The 18,039-nt window shown below is 73.6% G+C and carries 16 protein-coding genes, 1 tRNA gene and 1 riboswitch; of the genes, 3 read left to right on the forward strand and 14 right to left on the reverse strand.

Annotated features, from left to right (window positions below):
* The 3 genes from ABD353_RS29940 to ABD353_RS29950 all read right to left on the reverse strand — a co-directional run.
* Positions 1 to 882: Bax inhibitor-1/YccA family protein (locus ABD353_RS29940; RefSeq protein WP_344626816.1), on the reverse strand; the 882-nt coding region annotated here is incomplete at its 3' end.
* Between the two features lie 159 nt (positions 883 to 1,041).
* Positions 1,042 to 1,126 (reverse strand) — tRNA-Leu (locus ABD353_RS29945).
* An 83-nt stretch (positions 1,127 to 1,209) separates the two neighbouring features.
* Positions 1,210 to 1,383 carry a hypothetical protein gene (locus ABD353_RS29950; protein ID WP_344626817.1) on the reverse strand — a complete coding sequence of 58 codons (174 nt, stop codon included), beginning with the start codon at positions 1,381 to 1,383 and terminating at the stop codon, positions 1,210 to 1,212.
* A gap of 51 nt (positions 1,384 to 1,434) precedes the next feature.
* Between ABD353_RS29950 and ABD353_RS29955 the strand changes: the two genes are divergently transcribed.
* On the forward strand, positions 1,435 to 2,208 hold the full coding sequence (locus tag ABD353_RS29955; protein WP_344626818.1) for an ABC transporter ATP-binding protein: 774 nt from the start codon (positions 1,435 to 1,437) through the stop codon (positions 2,206 to 2,208).
* Positions 2,209 to 2,258: 50 nt separating this feature from the next.
* Complete coding sequence (locus ABD353_RS29960; protein ID WP_344626819.1) at positions 2,259 to 4,817, forward strand: ABC transporter permease; 2,559 nt, start codon at positions 2,259 to 2,261, stop codon at positions 4,815 to 4,817.
* A gap of 310 nt (positions 4,818 to 5,127) precedes the next feature.
* Here ABD353_RS29960 and ABD353_RS29965 read toward each other — a convergent pair whose 3' ends face one another.
* From ABD353_RS29965 to ABD353_RS29995, 7 genes are all read right to left on the reverse strand, one after another.
* Positions 5,128 to 6,501 carry an NAD(P)/FAD-dependent oxidoreductase gene (locus ABD353_RS29965; protein ID WP_344626820.1) on the reverse strand — a complete coding sequence of 458 codons (1,374 nt, stop codon included), beginning with the start codon at positions 6,499 to 6,501 and terminating at the stop codon, positions 5,128 to 5,130.
* 439 nt (positions 6,502 to 6,940) lie between these two features.
* Complete coding sequence (locus tag ABD353_RS29970) at positions 6,941 to 7,882, reverse strand: Ppx/GppA phosphatase family protein (protein WP_344626821.1); 942 nt, start codon at positions 7,880 to 7,882, stop codon at positions 6,941 to 6,943.
* Positions 7,879 to 8,529, reverse strand: a complete 651-nt coding sequence (locus ABD353_RS29975) for a DUF501 domain-containing protein (RefSeq protein ID WP_425555284.1) — start codon at positions 8,527 to 8,529, stop codon at positions 7,879 to 7,881. The genes ABD353_RS29970 and ABD353_RS29975 overlap by 4 nt, the downstream gene beginning before the upstream one ends.
* Complete coding sequence (locus ABD353_RS29980) at positions 8,526 to 8,960, reverse strand: FtsB family cell division protein (RefSeq protein ID WP_344626822.1); 435 nt, start codon at positions 8,958 to 8,960, stop codon at positions 8,526 to 8,528. The genes ABD353_RS29975 and ABD353_RS29980 overlap by 4 nt, the downstream gene beginning before the upstream one ends.
* A gap of 104 nt (positions 8,961 to 9,064) precedes the next feature.
* Positions 9,065 to 10,351, reverse strand: a complete 1,287-nt coding sequence (eno, locus tag ABD353_RS29985) for a phosphopyruvate hydratase (RefSeq protein ID WP_030270828.1) — start codon at positions 10,349 to 10,351, stop codon at positions 9,065 to 9,067.
* Between the two features lie 204 nt (positions 10,352 to 10,555).
* Positions 10,556 to 11,368, reverse strand: coding sequence for a LysM peptidoglycan-binding domain-containing protein (locus ABD353_RS29990; protein ID WP_344626823.1), 813 nt, complete (start codon positions 11,366 to 11,368; stop codon positions 10,556 to 10,558).
* A gap of 4 nt (positions 11,369 to 11,372) precedes the next feature.
* Positions 11,373 to 11,539, reverse strand: a riboswitch (cyclic di-AMP (ydaO/yuaA leader).
* A 211-nt stretch (positions 11,540 to 11,750) separates the two neighbouring features.
* On the reverse strand, positions 11,751 to 13,040 hold the full coding sequence (locus tag ABD353_RS29995; RefSeq protein WP_344626824.1) for a cytochrome P450 family protein: 1,290 nt from the start codon (positions 13,038 to 13,040) through the stop codon (positions 11,751 to 11,753).
* 262 nt (positions 13,041 to 13,302) lie between these two features.
* Here ABD353_RS29995 and ABD353_RS30000 point away from each other — a divergent pair, with 262 nt between their 5' ends.
* Positions 13,303 to 13,731 carry an SDR family NAD(P)-dependent oxidoreductase gene (locus ABD353_RS30000; protein ID WP_263103896.1) on the forward strand — a complete coding sequence of 143 codons (429 nt, stop codon included), beginning with the start codon at positions 13,303 to 13,305 and terminating at the stop codon, positions 13,729 to 13,731.
* Here ABD353_RS30000 and ABD353_RS30005 read toward each other — a convergent pair.
* From ABD353_RS30005 to ABD353_RS30020, 4 genes are all read right to left on the reverse strand, one after another.
* On the reverse strand, positions 13,689 to 14,681 hold the full coding sequence (locus ABD353_RS30005) for a nucleoside triphosphate pyrophosphohydrolase (RefSeq protein WP_344626825.1): 993 nt from the start codon (positions 14,679 to 14,681) through the stop codon (positions 13,689 to 13,691). The genes ABD353_RS30000 and ABD353_RS30005 overlap by 43 nt on opposite strands.
* A 66-nt stretch (positions 14,682 to 14,747) precedes the next feature.
* Complete coding sequence (locus ABD353_RS30010) at positions 14,748 to 15,392, reverse strand: SurA N-terminal domain-containing protein (protein ID WP_344626826.1); 645 nt, start codon at positions 15,390 to 15,392, stop codon at positions 14,748 to 14,750.
* 154 nt (positions 15,393 to 15,546) lie between these two features.
* Positions 15,547 to 17,295: a serine/threonine-protein kinase gene (locus ABD353_RS30015; protein WP_344626827.1), complete on the reverse strand. Its 1,749-nt coding sequence runs from the start codon at positions 17,293 to 17,295 to the stop codon at positions 15,547 to 15,549.
* Entirely contained in the window at positions 17,292 to 17,912 is a 621-nt protein-coding gene (locus ABD353_RS30020; RefSeq protein ID WP_344626828.1) for a hypothetical protein, read from the reverse strand. The genes ABD353_RS30015 and ABD353_RS30020 overlap by 4 nt, the downstream gene beginning before the upstream one ends.
* Between the last annotated feature and the right edge of the window lie 127 nt (positions 17,913 to 18,039).

Consider the following 18,039-nt stretch of genomic DNA (forward strand, 5'->3'; position numbering starts at 1 on the left):
GAGGATGGCGATCAGGCGCAGCATCTCCAGGTAGATCCAGACCAGCGAGAGGGTGAGGCCGAAGGCGGCGCGCCAGGCCTCGCGCTCGGGGGCGCCGTTCTGGATCGCGTGCTCGATCTCGGCGAAGTCCAGCGAGAGGAAGAACGCGCCGAGGGCGATGCCGATCAGGCCGACCACGATGCCGAGCGGGCCGGAGCGCAGACCGAGGTCGGCGCCGAACATCGAGGCGATCATGTTGACCAGCAGCAGGCCGACGAAGCCCATCGCGATGGCGAGGCCGATCCGGGTGTACCGGGGGGTGACCCGGATCCGGCCGCTCTTGTAGGCGATCAGCATCGCGCCGAAGACCACCGCGGTGCCGAGCACGGCCTGGACGGCGATGCCGGGCCAGATCGTGTTGAAGACCTTGGTGATCGCGCCGAGGAAGAAGCCCTCCAGGGCGGCGTAGGCGAGGATCAGCGGCGGGCTGACGCTGCGCTTGAAGGTGATGACCAGGCCGACCACGAAGGCGGCGAAGGCGGCGCCGGCGGCGCCGGCGGCGAAGGCGTAGCCCTCGTCCGGCAGCGCGAACCAGGCGACGGCGCCGGCGCCGACCAGGGCGAGCAGGGTGAGCGTCGTCCGGGCGACCACGTCGTCCATGGTCATCCGGCCGGTCTGCATCGGGCCCGCGGAGGGGGCCCGGTACATCTCGGCCAGCTGGTCGTCCGTCAGCTGGGCGCCCTCGGGACGCGCGTACGGGTTGGCGCCGTAGGGGTTGGCCGCGTAGGGGTTGTTGGCGTACGGGTCGGCGGCGTGGGGCTGCCGGGTGGCGTCGAACCCCGCGTATCCGGTGTCGCGGGTGAAGGACCCCTCCCGCGAGAAGACCGGGTTGCTGCTTCTCATCTCATTCCCTCCGGGGCGGCACGGCGCTGCCCACCGGACCAGGGTAATGGTTTGGCAAAGGCGTGCGCGTACGCCGCGAGGAGGATCTCCGGCGGAGGACCGGGCGGGCCGCGCGGGGGCCGGCGGCGCCGCGTGCCCGGTCGGAGGTGCTGCGGGATGTGGTGCCCGGGGCCGGACTCGAACCGGCACGGCCTCGCGGCCAAGCAGTTTTAAGCTGCCCGTGTCTGCGTTCCACCACCCGGGCGTGAACCGCGCGCCCGTGTGCGGGCTGCCCCCGAGCCTAGTCGCCAAGGTCCCCGTTTCGCATGTTCCGACCACCGGAAGTTGTCATGTTTCCTTGCCATCTGACGAACAGTCCACGATTCGGCCACCGACCGGGCGATATCCGGCCACCTCGCCCTCAGGGTCGGTGTCATACCGCAGGAGGAGAAGGGCGGCCTCCGGATACGCCTGGCGGCGGTCGGCGCAACCGTTCGGCGGATCGACGGATTCCATGATCACATACGGGAGGATCGTAAGGACGATCCCGCACCCTCCCGACAGGAGTCCCCCGTGACCACGACGACCGCACCCGCCGCCCGCACCGGCCAGGCGGCCGCCCGCGCCACCGGTCTGAGCAAGGTCTACGGGGAGGGCGAGACCCGCGTGGTCGCCCTCGACAGCGTGAGCGTGGCCTTCGGGCAGGGCGAGTTCACCGCGATCATGGGCCCGTCCGGCTCCGGCAAGTCGACCCTGATGCACTGCATGGCCGGCCTGGACACGGTCTCCTCGGGCTCCGCCACGATCGGCGGGACGGAGCTCGTCGGGCTGCGCGACAAGCAGCTGACCAAGCTCCGCCGGGACAAGATCGGCTTCATCTTCCAGGCGTTCAACCTGCTGCCCACGCTGACCGCGCTGGAGAACATCACCCTGCCGATGGACATCGCCGGCACCAAGGCGGACCGGCAGTGGCTGGACCGCGTGGTCGACACCGTCGGCCTCTCCGGCCGGCTCTCGCACCGCCCCTCCCAGCTCTCCGGCGGCCAGCAGCAGCGCGTGGCCTGCGCCCGCGCCCTGGCCTCCAAGCCGGAGATCATCTTCGCCGACGAGCCGACCGGCAACCTCGACTCCCGCTCCGGCGCGGAGATCCTCTCCTTCCTGCGCAACTCGGTGCGCGAGCTCGGCCAGACGGTCGTGATGGTGACGCACGACCCGGTCGCGGCCTCGTACGCCGACCGCGTGGTGTTCCTCGCCGACGGCCGGATCGTCGACGAGCTCACCGCCCCGACCGCCGACTCCGTCCTGGACCGCATGCGCCGCTTCGACGCCAAGGGCCGCACCAGCTGACACGGCGTCCGCCGCCCGCCCGCACCCACACCTCCAGGACACACACAGCCATGTACCGCACCGCACTGCGCAACGTGCTGGCCCACAAGGGCCGACTGCTGATGACGGCGCTCGCCGTCCTGCTGGGCACGGCCTTCGTGGCCGGCACCATGGTCTTCTCCGACACGCTCGGCGAGGCCATGAAGAACAGCCTCTCCAAGAGCTACTCGGACATCTCCGTCCTGGTCACCGACCCGGTGGCGGACTCGCCCTTCCGCGCCAAGGACCGGAGCGGCCCGAACCGGGGCAAGCTGACCGACGACACCGTCGCGAAGATCGCCGCGCTGCCCGGCACCGAGCGCGCCCGCGGCAACGTCAGCGGCTTCGTCGGCGTGGCCGACCGCAAGGGCGACCTGATAGGCCAGGGCTGGAGCTCCCGCGGCAGCAACTACGCCCCGGACGCCTCCGGCAAGGACACCCGCTACCCGATGGCCGAGGGCCGCGGCCCGCAGGCCGAGCAGGAGATCGCGCTCGACCGCCGCACCGCCGAGAAGGGCGGATACCACGTCGGCGACACCGTCCGGATCGCCTCCGACGGCCCGGCCGCCGAGCGCACCCTGGTCGGCGTCTTCACCACCGACGACCCGGAGGTGGAGTCGGGCGGCACGCTGACCCTCTTCGACCGGGCCACCGCGCAGAAGCTGCTGCTCGCCCCCGGCCAGTACAGCACCGTCGCGGTCACCGCGAAGCCCGGCACCTCGCAGGACGAGCTGCTGCGGAGCATCACCGCCGTACTGCCCGGCGAGGGCCAGATGCAGGCCGAGACCGGCCAGGAGCTGACCGACCGCCAGACCCGGATGATCGCCGACGGCACCACCGGCATGAAGACGGCGCTGCTCGCCTTCGCCGGCATCTCGCTCTTCGTCGGCATCTTCATCATCGCCAACACCTTCACCATGCTGGTCGCCCAGCGCACCCGTGAGCTGGCGCTGCTGCGCGCGGTCGGCGCCGGCCGCGGCCAGGTGACCCGCTCGGTGCTGATCGAAGCGCTGCTGATCGGCGTCATCGCCTCGGCGGCCGGCCTCGCCACCGGTATCGGGATCGGCGCGGGCATGCGGGCGCTGCTCGACGCGCTGGACGCGGGCCTGCCGGCCGGCCCCCTGGTGGTCGCGCCCGCGACGGTGGCGGTCTCGCTGGTGGTCGGCGTCGTCGTGACGACGCTCTCCGCGCTGCTGCCCGCCGTCCGTGCCTCGCGGATCGCCCCGGTCGCCGCGATGAGCAGCGGCGACCAGCCCGCCCCGCAGAAGAGCCTGATCGTCCGGAACGTCATCGGCGGTCTGATCGCGGCCGGCGGCCTCGGCCTGGTGGCGCTCGGCGCCGCGTCCGGCGACTCCTCCGGCCGGGTGCCGGTGGCGGCCGGCGCGGGCCTCGCCCTGATCGGCATCTTCATCCTGCTGCCGCTGCTGTCCCGCCCGGTGATCGCGCTGGTCGGCCCGCTGCTGCGGGCCTCCGCGGGCACCGCCGGCCGGCTGGCCCAGCAGAACGCGGTGCGCAACCCGCGCCGCACCGCGGCCACCGCGGCCGCGCTCACCATCGGCCTCGCCCTGGTCAGCTCGCTGACGGTGCTGGGCGCCTCGGTCGGCGACGCCGTCGACCGGTCGGTCACCAGCAGCATGACGGCGGACTACAGCATCAAGACCGCCAACGGCATCTCGCCGGACCCGAAGCTGGCCGCCGCGGTCGCCAAGGTCCCGGGGGTGGCCGCGGTCAGCCCGATGTCGGACGTCTACTGGAAGCTGGGCGGTTCGGAGCGGGCGATCAGCGGCGTCGACGCCGGCGCGGTCGACAAGGTCGTCGCGCTCACCCTGGACAGCGGCTCCGCGGCCTCGCTGAAGGAGGGCCAGGTCCTCGTCCAGGCCGAGACGGCGAAGGGCAACGGCTGGGCGGTCGGCACCGTCCTGCCGGTGGAGTACCCGGACGGCAGCACCGCCCGGGTCACCGTCGGCGGCGTCTTCCGGAAGAACGAGCTGCTCTCCCCGGTCGTGATGGCCAACACCGAGGTCTTCAAGCACAGCGAGGACCCGTACGTCACCCAGATCCTGGTGAAGGCCGCCGACGGCCCGAGCGACGGCCTGCGCAAGGCCATCAAGGACGCCACCGGCAGCAACCCGGTGATCGACGTGAAGACCAAGCAGGACATCCGGGACGAGTTCAGCAAGATCATCACCTTCATGCTGAACCTGATGTACGGCCTGCTGGCGATGTCGGTGCTGGTGGCGGTGCTCGGCGTGGTGAACACGCTGGCGATGTCGGTCTTCGAGCGCAAGCGGGAGATCGGCATGCTGCGGGCGATCGGCCTGGACCGCCGGGGCGTCAAGCGGATGGTTCGCCTGGAGTCCGTGGTGATCTCGATGTTCGGCGCGGTGATCGGCGTCCTGCTCGGCTGCTTCCTGGCCTGGGCGGTCAACGGCACCCTGGAGTCGAGCCTGCCGGGCCTCGCCACCGTCCTCCCCTACGGCAAACTGCTGCTCTTCCTGGCGCTGGCCGGGCTGGTCGGCATGGTGGCGGCCATCTGGCCGGCCCGCCGGGCCGCCCGCCTGGACATCCTGGGCGCCATCAAGACGGACTGACGCACCGTCCGCAGGGCCCCGGCACCGAGGAGGTGCCGGGGGCCTGCGGCGTTCCCGGGCCTGCGGCGTTCCCGGGCCTGCGGCGTTCCCGGGCCTGCTGCGGCCCCGCGCCCCGGGCGCCGGTCGCCCCGCGGACGGGCCCGGGCACGCCGAAGGCCCCCGCCCGGTTACGGCGGGGGCCTTCGGTCACTTCTGTACTCCGCCCGACTCGCACGGCCGGCTGAGCACCACGGAGGTCGTGGTCCGGCCACGTTGCCGGGCGGAGGGCCTCCGACTCATCCCCGGCCTGCTCGGCCGGGGCCACAGTCGCTTACTTGCTGGTGGCCAGCTCCTTCTCGACGGCCGGCTTCGCCTGGGCCGGGATCGGCTTGGCGGGGCCGGCGGCCTCCTGGAACGCCTCGAACGGCTTCTCCATCTCGGCGAGGCCGACGGTCTCGCGCTTGAGGAACATCGCCAGCGTCCAGTCGGTGAAGACCCGGATCTTGCGGTTCATGGTCGGCACCCGGCTGCCGTGGTACAGGCGGTGGAACCACCAGGCCGGACGGCCCTTCAGCTTGTACTTGCCGAAGAGGATCGCCACGCCCTTGTGCAGGCCGAGGCCGGCGACCGCACCGAGGTTCTTGTGCTTGTACTCCTTCTGCGGGAAGCCCCGCATGCCGGAGACCACGTTGTCGGCCAGGACGAGCGCCTGACGGACCGCGTGCTGGGCGTTCGGCGGGCACCAGGCGCCCTCGCCGACGGCGAGGTCCGGCACCTGGGCGTTGTCGCCGGCGGCCCAGACGTAGTCGAAGCCCTGGACCTGCAGGGTCGGCGCGGTGTCCACGTGGCCGCGGGGGCCGAGCGGGAGGCCGAAGTTCGACAGCACCGGGTTCGGCTTGACGCCGGCCGTCCAGACGATGGTGGAGGCGTCGGCCTCGACACCGTTCTTCAGGACGACGTGCTGGTCGACGCAGGAGTCCATCGAGGTCTCGATGTAGATCTCGATGTTGCGCTCTTCGAGCTTCTCCTTGGTCCACAGACCGAGGTCCGGGCCCATCTCCGGGAGGATGCGGTTGGCCGCCTCCACCAGGATGAAGCGCATGTCGTCGCGGCTGACGGTCTTGTAGATCTTCGCCGCGTCGCGGGCCATGTCCTCGATCTCGGCGATCGTCTCGACACCCGCGAAACCGCCGCCGACGACCACGAAGGTCAGGGCCTTGCGGCGGACGTCCGCGTCGGCGGTGGACTCGGCCTTGTCGAGCTGCGCCATGACGTGGTTGCGGAGGCTGATCGCCTCCTCGACCGTCTTCATGCCGATGCCGTGCTCGGCGAGGCCGGGGATCGGGAAGGTGCGGGAGACCGAGCCGGTGGCCACGACCAGGTAGTCGAAGGGCAGCTCGTACGAGTCGCCGGCCGCGGGCTGGATGGTGGCGACCTTGCGGGCGTGGTCCACACCGGTGACAGCACCGGTGAGCACCTCCGCCTTCTTGAGGGCGCTGCGCAGCGGCGCGACGAGGTTGCGGGGCGCGACGTTGCCGCCGGCCGCCTCGGGAAGGAAGGGCAGGTACGTCATGTAGGACCGCGGGTCGACGACCGTGACGGTCGCCTCCCCGTAGCGCATCTTCTTGAGGATGCGCATCGCGGCATACAGGCCGACGTAACCACCGCCGACAATGAGGATGCGAGGACGCTCCGTGGTGCTCATATCGGAAAGTATCCACCCCCATCTGACGGGCACTTCGTGAGGCCCGTCACAAGCCTCTGGACACCCCCTGCTACACTGCGCGCCCGCATTTCGGGGGTGTGGCGGCCCGCTCACGGCGGCGGGGGGTGCGGAGTGATGCCGCGGGGGGTCACGGCCCTGCTGAGCAGCAACGATCCCGGTGGCGCCCGAGTTCCCGGGCGGAATTTCGAATCCATCGGCCATCGGCGAGCCCTGCCTGCGATCCGCTGGCTGAACACGGAGGGCGACCTTCGGTCCCACATAACGGACGGAGCGGACACCGGAGTGCGTCGAAAGGCTGGTCGGCCATGTGAAGAAATTCACGAAGGTTCTGGCGACACACCGCGCAGCAGGCGGCCCCGGGCGCCTGCCGGGTGGCATCGCGACGCTCCGGGGCCGTTCGGGTAAGCCCCCGCAGTGGTCAGCGGGCAATACTCCAGGCGATGCCGTCGAGGATGTCGTGCTCGCTGACGACCACCTCGGCGGCGCCGGTGCGCTCCATGACCTCCAGCAGCACGAGGGCGCCGGCGGCGATCACGTCGGCCCGGCCCGGGTGCATCACCGGGATCGCCATCCGCTCGGCGTGGGTGGAGTGCAGCAGCCGGGTCGCCGTCGCGCGGACCTGCTCGACGTCCAGCCGGGCGTGGTGGATCTTCCCGGAGTCGTACTCCGGGAGGCCCAGGACGATGCCGGCCACGGTGGTGACGGTGCCGGCCAGGCCGACCAGGGTGGCCGCCTCGGTGAGCGGCACCGTCTCGGCGGCGGTGTCCAGCGCGGCGAGGATGTCGGTCTTGGCCCGGGCGATCTGATCCTCCGTCGGCAGCTCGGCGCCGCCGAAGTGCCGCTCGGTCATCCGGACGCAGCCGATGTCGACCGAGCGGGCGGCCTGCACCTCGTCACCGCCGAGCACGAACTCGGTGGAGCCGCCGCCGAGGTCGAAGACCAGGTACGGGGGCTTGAGGGAGCCGCCGGTGAGCTCCTTGGTGGCGCCGGTGAAGGAGAGCCGGGCCTCCTCGTCGCCGCTGACCACCTCGGGGACGACGCCGAGGATGCCGCGCACGCCCTCGGTGAACTCCGCGGCGTTCTCGGCGTCGCGGGAGGCGCTGGTGGCGACGAAGCGGATCCGCTCCGGGCCCACCCCGTGCGCCGCGACGATCTCCGCGTACTCGCGGCAGGCGGCGAAGGTGCGCTCCAGGGCGTCCGGGTGGAGCCGGCCGGTGGAGTCGACGCCCTGGCCGAGCCGGTTGATGATCATCCGGCGGTCGAGGTCGGCGATCTCCCCGGTCGCCGGGTCGAGGTCGGCGATCAGCAGCCGGATCGAGTTGGTGCCGCAGTCGATCGCGGCGACCCGGGTGGCGGTCACTGGTCCTCCTCCTCGGCGCGGGCGCGCTTGGCGGCGCGCTCGGCGGTCTTCTGCTCCTTGGCCGCGATGACCGCGGCGTGGTCCTGCTCCTTGGCCCGGTTGCGCAGGACCCGCTCGCCGGCCGCCTCGACCTCGGCCGGGGAGACGCACGGGCCCTTGGCCCACCAGTCCTCCAGCATGCCGATGGCCTCGTCGCCGAGCGGGTTGACGCCCTCGCCGGCCGCCAGCGAGTGGCCGACCAGCACGTGCAGGCACTTGACCCGGTCGGGCATGCCGCCGGCGCTGGGGAAGCCCTCCAGCACCTCGATGGCGTCGCGGCGGGCGATGTAGTCCTCGTGGGCCGCGCGGTAGGCGGCGGCGAGCTCCGGGTCCTCGGCGAGGCGGGTGCTCTGATCCTTCATCACGCCGTCGGCCTCCAGGGTGCCGATCAGCGAGGCCGCCTTGGGGCAGGTCAGGTAGTAGAGCGTCGGGAAGGGCGTGCCGTCGGGCAGCCGGGGTGCCGTCTCGACCACGTCGGGGTTGCCGCAGGGGCAGCGGTGGGCCACCCCGCGCAGCCCGCGCGGGACCCGGCCGAGCTGGGCGGCGATGGCGGCGACGTCGGCGTCCGACACGGTGCCGTCGGTGGCGGGGTGCTGTTCAGAGGTCATGGCGTGCTGTCTTCGTGAGGAGCGGGCGTCGAGTCGGCCAGGTCGACCGACTCGAGGACGGTGGTGTACCAGGGCTTGGCCGCCCTGACCGGGCCGGTGGGCAGCGCGTCGGCGGAGGCCGGGCCGGGGGAGGCGGAGGGGTCGACCGAGACGAACGGGGTCTCGCCGGGCATCGCGAAGTGCAGCCGCTCGCGGGCCTGCGCCTTCACGTACTCCGGGTCCTGCCAGCGGGCCTTCGCCCGCCGGAGCTCGTCGACCTGCTGCCGGGCGTGCTCCGCCCTGGCCCGCTGGTCGGCGATCTCCGAGCGCTGCGTCAGGAACTGCCGGGTGGGGTAGGCGAGTATCGCCACCAGCGAGCACAGGACGAGCACGAGCACGGTGGCGCGGCTGGTGAAGCGCGGACGCCCCGCCAGTCCCGGGATCTTCCACATCGCTCGTACCCCTCCTGCTCACGCCGGTGCCCCGGCCCCCACCCTACGGGGTGGTTGCCGGGGCACCGGTCCAGCGGCCGTGTGTCAGCGCGCGGGTGTCAGCCTCAGCCCTCGTACTTGTAGCGGGGGAACGCGCCCCGGCCGGCGTACTCGGCGGCGTCGTCGAGGATCTCCTCGATGCGCAGCAGCTGGTTGTACTTGGCGACGCGCTCGGAGCGGGCCGGGGCGCCGGTCTTGATCTGGCCGCAGTTGGTGGCGACGGCGAGGTCGGCGATGGTGACGTCCTCGGTCTCGCCGGAGCGGTGCGACATCATGCAGCGGTAGCCGTTGCGCTGGGCCAGCTCGACGGCGTCCAGGGTCTCGGTGAGCGAGCCGATCTGGTTGACCTTCACCAGCAGCGCGTTGGCGGTGCCGGTCTCGATGCCGCGGCGCAGGCGCTCCGGGTTGGTGACGAACAGGTCGTCGCCGACCAGCTGGACCTTGTCGCCCAGCTTGTCGGTCATGGCCTTCCAGCCGTCCCAGTCCGACTCGTCCAGCGGGTCCTCGATGGAGACCAGCGGGTACGCGGCGACCAGCTCGGCGTAGTAGTCGATGAGCTCGGCGGAGGAGATCGCCTTGCCCTCGAAGGTGTAGGCGCCGTCGTTGTGGAACTCGGAGGAGGCGACGTCCAGGGCGAGCGCGACGTCCTTGCCCGGGGTGTAGCCGGCCTTCTTGATGGCCTCGACGATGAGGTCGAGCGCCTCGCGGTTGGAGTCCAGGTTCGGCGCGAAGCCGCCCTCGTCGCCGAGGCCGGTGGACAGGCCGCGCTCCTTCAGCACGCCCTTGAGGGTGTGGTAGACCTCGACGCCCCAGCGGACGGCCTCGGAGAAGGACTCCGCGCCGATCGGGGCGATCATGAACTCCTGGATGTCGACGTTGGAGTCCGCGTGCGAGCCGCCGTTGAGGATGTTCATCATCGGGACGGGCAGCACGTGGGCGTTGGGGCCGCCCAGGTAGCGGAACAGCGGCAGGTCGCTGGCCTCGGAGGCGGCGTGCGCCACGGCGAGGGAGACGCCGAGGATCGCGTTGGCGCCGAGCGAGGACTTGTCGGGGGTGGCGTCCAGGTCGAGCATGGCCTGGTCGATCAGGCGCTGCTCGGTGGCGTCGTAGCCGACCAGCTCCGGGCCGATCTGCTCGATGACGGCGAGGACGGCCTTCTCCACGCCCTTGCCGAAGTAGCGGTTCTTGTCGCCGTCGCGAAGCTCCAGGGCCTCGAAGGCACCGGTGGAGGCACCGGACGGGACAGCGGCACGACCGGTGCTGCCGTCGTCGAGGCCGACCTCGACCTCGACCGTGGGGTTACCGCGGGAGTCGAGGATTTCGCGGGCTACGACGACATCAATGGACGGCACGAGGCATCTCCTAGCGGAAGCGGATGAGGGTCGTTACGACCAGAGCCTAACCGCACGGGCCCACCGGGCCGTGCCGCGCATGGCCCTGTCTCACCGTGTGGCCGGTCTACTCGCCGGTAGTTCACCTGAAGGACCACAAAACCGGCCGCCCGCCCGCGGGTGCCGCCCCGCGGGCGGACGGACCGTTCGTACCGTGCCGGACCGTCAGGCCAGGCGCAGCTGCTGGCCGGGCAGGATCAGGTCCGGATCGGCGCCGACGGCCTCGCGGTTGTTCGTGTACAGCTGCTCCCAGCCGCCGGGCAGCCCGTGCGCGGCGGCGATGCCGGACAGCGTGTCGCCCTCCTGCACGGTGTACTGCTCGCGGCCGAGGGAGGGCACCGGAACGGCCTGCAGGGTGCGGGCGCCCTCGTCGGCGCCGTCGTCGGCCGGGTCGGCCGGCCCGGTGGGCGCCGGCGGCAGGTGGCGCTCGTAGACCTCCTGGTGCGCCGTCCAGTACCACTGGTCGTCCTTCTGGTACCAGTACACGCCGGAGTCCGCGTCGAAGCCGCCGCGGCCGGGGAACTGTGGCGACGGCGACGACGGGGCCGCCGGGGCCTGCGTCTGTCCGGTGCCGCTGCGCGTCCCGCCGCTCCCGGCGGACGCGCGGGTCAGGCCGGCGCGTTTGGAACACACCGGCCACGCGCCGGGCCCCTGGGAGGCCAGCACCTTCTCGGCGACGGCGATCTGTTCGCTCTTGCTCGCCTGGTGGGCGAGCGGGGCGTACCGGGCGCCGCCGAACCCCTTCCAGGTCCGGGCGGTGAACTGCAGCCCGCCGTAGAAGCCGTTGCCGGTGTTGATCCTCCAGTTGCCGCCGCTCTCGCACTGGGCGACCTTGTCCCAGATCGAGACGGGGGCGGCATGGGCTCCGCCCGCGGTGAGCAGCGGCAGGGCGAGGCCGACACCCGTGACACCCGCGACGGCGACCGCCTTCTCGGCGGACGTCCTGCGGCGGTGGCGGCCAGGTCCGGTGAAGAGCATGGGTTGTCCCTCTCCGAACGCCTGCGAGGTGAGCTGTCGGGTTCGGACCGGGAGGCTGGCCCGGCCGCGGCCGCAGGAGGGGCCCTGCTGACGCGGCTTCACCCCTAGCCGTGGGGACGGCGACGAACGTGGTTCCCCCGCCCCTGTCCTGGGTCTCGGTCGTGAGGCCCGGGCACGGCGGACAGGATTCGGCGTTGCCGTGCCGGGGTCCGCGGCTGCGGACTGTTCGGGAGAGTAAGCAGATCGAACGACCGATCACAAGCTCATATCGCGGGTATCACGGAGCAATTACGGAGAGCCGATAATCGCCCACGAACGATGCAGGTGTCTCCTGATTGACGAGTGTTCAGATCCGACCGGATCCGACCGGTGCGACACACCGTCAGACCGTGTCGCGCCGCCCGGACGGCCCTGCCGGGGTGAAGGCGACCGGCAGCTCGCGCAGGCCCCGCATGATGAGGCCGCCGCGCCAGCGCAGGTCCGCCGGGTCGGCGTCCAGGGCGAGGTCCGGCAGCCGGGTCAGCAGCGTCGCCAGGGCGGCCCGGCCCTCCAGGCGGGCCAGCGGGGCGCCGATGCAGTAGTGGATGCCGTGGCCGAAGCCCAGGTGCGGGTTGTCGGCGCGGGCGAGGTCCAGGGTGTTCTCGTCGGAGAACCGGGCCGGGTCGCGGTCGGCCGCCGCCAGCACCACCAGCACCGGGTCGCCGACCGGGATCTCCACCCCGCCGATCGTCAGCGGCCGGGTCGCGAACCGCCAGGTGGCCAGCTCCACCGGCCCGTCGTAGCGCAGCAGCTCCTCGACGCCGGTCTCCAGCAGGCCGCTCTCGCCGCGTGCCACCGACTCCTGCAGCAGCGCCCGCTGCCCGGGGTTGCGCAGCAGGGCGTGCAGGCCGTTGCCGATCAGGTTGACGGTGGTCTCGAAGCCGGCGAACAGCAGGATGAAGGCCATCGCCGCGGCCTCGTTCTCGGTCAGGTGCTCGCCGTGGTCGCTGGCCCGGATCAGCCCGGAGATCAGGTCGTCGCCGAGGTCGGCCCGCTTGCGGTGGATCAGCTCCGCCAGGTACGTGCGGATCCGCTTCACGGCCCGGCCGACGCCGCCGCGCTGCCCGCCGGGCTGGCCCGGCTTGGTGTGTCGCAGCATCATGCCGGCCCAGTCCCGGAAGTCGTCCTGGTCCTCCGGCGGCACGCCGAGCAGGTCGCAGATCGCGTAGATCGGCAGCGGGAAGGCGAACTCGTGGATCAGGTCGGCCGTGCCGCGCCCGGCGAAGGAGTCGATCAGCCGGTCGGTGAGCTGCTGCACCCGCGGCTCGAACTCCGCCACCCGGCGCGGCGTGAACGCCTTGGAGACCAGCCGGCGCAGCCGGGTGTGGTCCGGCGGGTCGATGTTCAGCAGGTGGGTCATCAGGTCGGCCTGCCGCTCGCCCGGGATGCCGACCCTGCCGGAGCGGTGCGCCTGCTCGCTGTGGTGCACCGGGTTCTTGGAGAGCCGGGCGTCCGCGAGCGCCTGCCGGGCGTCCGCGTACCGGGTCACCAGCCAGGCGTCCACCCCGCTGGGCAGCGTGGTGCGGTGCACCGGCGCGTGCTCGCGCAGCCAGGCGTACGCGGGGTAGGGGTCGGCGGCGAACTCCCAGGTGAAGAGTTCGGGTCGGTCGTCGGGTCGGGGGGTCTCCGGCATGCCCCGACCGTATCCGCTGCCGGGCGCCCCTCCCGACGGTGCCCGACCGGCCCGCCCGGCCCGCGCGGGCGCCGTCGGGAGGCGCTGCCCGAGGGCCCGTGCGGGACGGCCGGATCCGATCGGCCCGGACGGGCGTGAGCCTGGTCACCTGGGGGGTAATCCCTGTTGCGGAGGGTCGCGAGGTGCCTACGATCCTCCGATAACCGTGAGGGCGGACGTGCGGAGCCGCCCGCGGGGTGTCGTGCTCAGAGAGGAGCAGGCCGTGCGAGTAGCCGGGGCAGTGGTCGTCATCGCCGTACTGAGCGGGGGCGAGGGGGCCGACCTGGCCCGCCGCTTCGCCGCCGCGGGCGCCGCGGGCATGCTCGTCGCCGATCTGCGCCCGGGTGTCGCGGAGGACCTCGCCACCGAGCTCGACCGCCCCGGCTGCCCGGTCGTCGGCGTCAGCGGCGACGTCCACCAGCCCAGCGACGTCGCCGCCCTGGTCGACACCGCGAGCAAGCACCTCGGCCGGATCGACCTCTTCGCCGTCGCCGGCCCGCACGGCGAGCGGATCGTCTCCTTCGCCGACCTGGACGACAACCTCGCCCCGCTGGCCGAGCTGCTCGCCCTGGTCGGCGAGGCGATCAGCGAGGTCGTCCCGCCGCAGCGTCAGTCCGACAGCCCCTCGGCCGTCCGCACCGCCGTCCGGTAGCGCCGCGCGGCACCGCGCAGCGCCGCGTCGACGTCCACGCCGGCGTCGTAGGCGCGCTGCGCCACGGCCAGCAGCAGCTCGCCGGCGTTCTCCGCGGTCAGCTCCCGCGGCAGTTCGTACGGGGCGTCCGACACGGCGGTGAAGCCGGCCCGGCGCACCCGGGACACCAGCTTGGCCGCGTACGCGAGGGCGGGCAGGCCCGACGGGACGCCGTCCAGCACCGACTCCCGCTGCTTCTCGGCGGCCTTCAGCTGCTCCCAGTTGGCCTCGACCTGGTCGGAGCCGGTGGCCTCCACGTCGCCGAAGACGTGCGGGTGGCGGTACATGAGCTTCTCGACGATGTCGCCGGCCACGTCGTCGACGGAGAACGGGTCCTCCGGGTGCTCCTCGGCGATCCGCGCGTGGAAGAAGACCTGCAGCAGGACGTCGCCGAGCTCCTCGCGCAGCGTCTCCCGGTCGCCCTCCTCGATCGCCTCGACGAGCTCGTACGCCTCCTCGACCAGGTACTTCACCAGCGACTCGTGGGTCTGCTCGGCGTCCCAGGGGCAGCCGCCGGGCGAGCGCAGCCGGTCCATCACCGAGGCGAGGTCGAGCAGCCGCGCGCCCGGCAGGTCGTACGAGCCGGGCAGCAGCTCGATCTCGGGGACGCTGCCCGCCTCCTCCACCGCGAGCCGGGCCAGGGCGTCGGTGAGGCCCGGGTCGCCGTCCGGGCTGCCCAGCCAGACCACCGGGGCGGCCTCGGCCAGCATCCGGGCGAGCGCCGGAGCGGACGTCCGCTCGACGGTCTCCACCTCGACGCCGGCCTGCCGCAGCGCGGGCAGCTGCGGGTGCTCCGGGTCGGCGGCCAGCACCCGGCCGGCCGACCGCAGGGCCTCCCAGGCGGGCCAGGACAGCAGGCCGGGGGCGACCCGGTGGGTGGTGGTCAGCAGGATCAGCTTCGGAGTCTCCACACCCCCGAACCTACCGTCCCTCGGCGGCGCCCCGACGCGTCCCGCCGGGCGCCGCGGGCGGACCGGTCAGGCGGACGGCGCGCGCTGCGGCAGCCAGTCGGTGGTGCTGTCGACCAGGGCGATCTGCTGCGGGTCCCAGCGGCCGTAGCGGGGGTTGACCTCGACCCGGAGCTCCCGGCCGGCGTCGGCGAGGGCCTTGCGGACCACGGCGTCGCCCGGCTCGGTCCGGGCGTCCTGGCCGGCCGCCGAGGCGATCTTCTTGATGCCGATCTGCTGCCGGTAGAAGCCGGGGACGTCGGCGGGGGCGACGCCCTGGCGGAGCAGCAGCTGGCGCTGCAGGGCCGCGTCGCCGCCGAGCAGCTGGGCGTCGGCCTGCCGGGCCTGAGCGATCTCGCCCTCGGAGACGGTGAGGCCGCGGTCGGCGAGGGCGCGGGCGATCACCCGGTCGAGGACGAGTTCGGCGACCGTCCGCCGGACCAGGCCGGCCTGCTCGGTGCCGGTGCCGCTGCCGCCCGGGGAGGCCGCGGCCGCCGCGTCCCGCAGTTCGGTGACCTTGGCCTGCACGGCCGCGATCGGGATCCGCTCGTCGCCGACCACCGCCGCCGCGCCCTGGTGGGCCGGCGAGCCTCCGCACGCGGTCAGCACGGCGGCCGCGAGCAGGATCCCGGCGGCCGTCCGGGCCGGGCGGGGGACGGAGCGGGTGCGGATCACGTGGGGCCTCCCGTGCGGTGGGTGGGGCTGTGTGGGTCCGTGCGCGGGGCGCGATGGGCGCCCGGTGGTTCTCCTGACTGGAGTGAACAATAGGCAGCCGTCCGCGTGTTGCCCAGACCCCCGCCGCGGGGGCGGAGGGCGGGGCCGTCCGGGCTCAGCCGCCCGCGGCGTAGGGGTTCCCGGGCACCGGGGTCGGCGGCGGCGTGGCCGGGCCGAACAGCCGCGGGTCGGGCCGTCCGGCGCCCGGCGGCCCGGCGGGCCGCGCGGGGGGCGGCGTGGGGGCCGCCCGCGGGGTCGCGCCGCGCAGCAGGGTGGCGGTGCGCAGGCTGCCGATCCGGTCGAGCAGCGCCCGCAGCCGACGGACGTCGGCGTGGTGCGGGCCGCGGCGGCGCTCGGTGTCCAGCAGGAGTTCGAGCAGGGTGTGCCAGGCCCCGTCGTGGTCCCCGGCGGCGGTGAGCAGCCGGCCGGTGCGCTCGCGGACCTCCAGCGCCCGGTCGGAGTCGGGCTGCAGGGCCGCGGTGAGCGCCCGGTACTCGGCGAGCGCGTCGCCGGCGCGGCCGAGGCGTTCCAGGCAGTCGGCGGCGCGCTGCCGGTGGTCGAGCGCCGCCGGGTCGTAGGGGCCGCGCTCGGCGGCGGTGGCGGCGGCGAGCACCCGGTACTCGGCGAGCGCCTCCTCGGCGCGCCCCTCCTCCAGCAGGGTGCGGGCGCGGATGGTCCGGACGGTGTGCAGCAGCGGGGCGCCGTCGCCCTGGGCGGCGGCGATCCGGGGCAGCAGTCCGGCGGCGAGGTCGACGACCTCGGTGTGGCGCCGGGCGGCGACCAGGTCGGAGAGCCTGGCGCAGTCGGCGGCGAGGTCCTCGTCCGGCTCGGCGGCCTGCGGCGGGACGGCCGCCATCAGCACGGGGACCGGGTCGGCCGGGGTTGCCGGGGCCGGCAGTGTCAGCCGTGCGGGGGCGGGGGCGGCGGTGCGGGCGGGGGCCGGGTGGTGCGGGTGTCGGAAGGGGCGGGCCGGGTCGGGCAGCGGGCCGTAGGGCGGCTGCGGTCCGGCGGACGGCCCGGGGAGCAGCGGCAGCAGCACCGCGTGGACCTGCTGGGCGTCGGCGGGGCGGTCGGCGGGCTGCTTGGCGAGCAGCGCGAGGACGAGGTGCTCCAGGGCGGCCGGGACGTCGGGGCGCAGCTCGCGCAGCGGGGGCGGCGGCTCGTCCACGTGCCGGCGCAGCACGCCGAGGGCGGTGGGGGCGGTGAACGGGGCGTCGCCGGTGAGCATCTCGTGCAGCAGGCAGCCGAGCGCGTAGAGGTCGCTGCGGGGGTCGACGCCGGCGGCGAGGGCCTGCTCGGGGGCCATGTAGGCGGGGCTGCCGATCGGGGTGCCGGTGAGGGTGAGCCGGGTGGCGTCCGGGTCGAGGGCGGTGGCGATGCCGAGGTCCAGCAGGACGGTCCGGCCGTCCGGACGGAGCATCACGTTGCTGGGCTTCAGGTCGCGGTGGACGACCGGCACGGCGTGCACGGCGGCGAGCGCGGAGCAGAGCTGGGCGGCGGTGGCGACGGCGCGGTCGACGGTCAGCGGGCCGTCCTCGGCGAGCAGGTCGGCGAGGCTGACGCCGGGCACCTGCTGCATGACGAGGTAGAGCTCGCCGCCGTCGGTGCCGGCGTCGAAGACCGTGACCAGCCCGGGGTGGTCGAGGGCGGCGCTGATCCGGCTCTCCCGCAGGAAGCGGCGGCGCAGTTCGTCGCCGCGGCTGCGGGTGGCGTCCTCGGGGCCGAGCAGGTCGGTGCGGAGCAGCTTGACGGCGACCCGGCGGTCGAGCCGTTGGTCGTGGCCGGCCCAGACCTGGCCCATGCCGCCGTGGCCGATCTTCTCGGTGAGCCGGTAGCGGCCGTCGACGACCCGCGCTCCGGTCACGGCCGGCCGTCCCCGGCCTGCCGGCGCAGCAGTTCACCGAGCTGCTGCAGGTCGTCGCTGCCGGGGGCGGCCCGGACGGTGGGCGGGTGCGGGGCGGGCGCGGTCTGCTGCGGCTGGTAGGGCGGCTGGTGCTGTTGCGGCTGCGGCTGGTGCTGCTGCGGCTGGTAGTACGCCGGGGCCTGCTGGACCGGCCCCGTCCGGGTGGGCGCGCCGGGCGGGTAGGGGCTCGGCAGCAGGAGTCCCTGCGGCGGCCACGGGGCGGGGACGGCGCCCTTCCCGCGGCCCCAGATGGCCGCACTGTCCATGATCAGGAAGTGGGCGGGCGCGCCGATCCAGAGCACGATCGCGGTCAGCCCGGTCACGTCGGCGTACCAGGTGCCGGTGGTCTCCTTCGGCGAGAGGCCGAGGACGACGTACATGGTCAGCTGGACGAGCCCGAAGAACACCGCGCCGAGCACGTCCACGGCCCGGCGGCGGCGCGCGGCGAGCAGGACCGACGGCGTCATGCCGAGCAGACCGAAGGTCAGCAGCGGCACCAGGCAGACGAGGATCCTGTGGAGCAGGCTGAACGGGCCGCCGGCGCTGGGCGCTGGCTGCCCGTACAGGGGGCCGGACATGGGCGCTCCTGTGCGGGGTCGAGGGTGTGTCGCACACCGTACCGTCACACCGCCCGACCCAGCAGGGCCTTTCCGCCCCGTGGCGCACCCGCCCCGCCCGACGTACGGTCAGGCCCGCCCGGACGGG

Source organism: Kitasatospora arboriphila, from assembly GCF_039528095.1.
In the GTDB taxonomy this organism is placed as follows: Bacteria; Actinomycetota; Actinomycetes; order Streptomycetales; family Streptomycetaceae; genus Kitasatospora; species Kitasatospora arboriphila.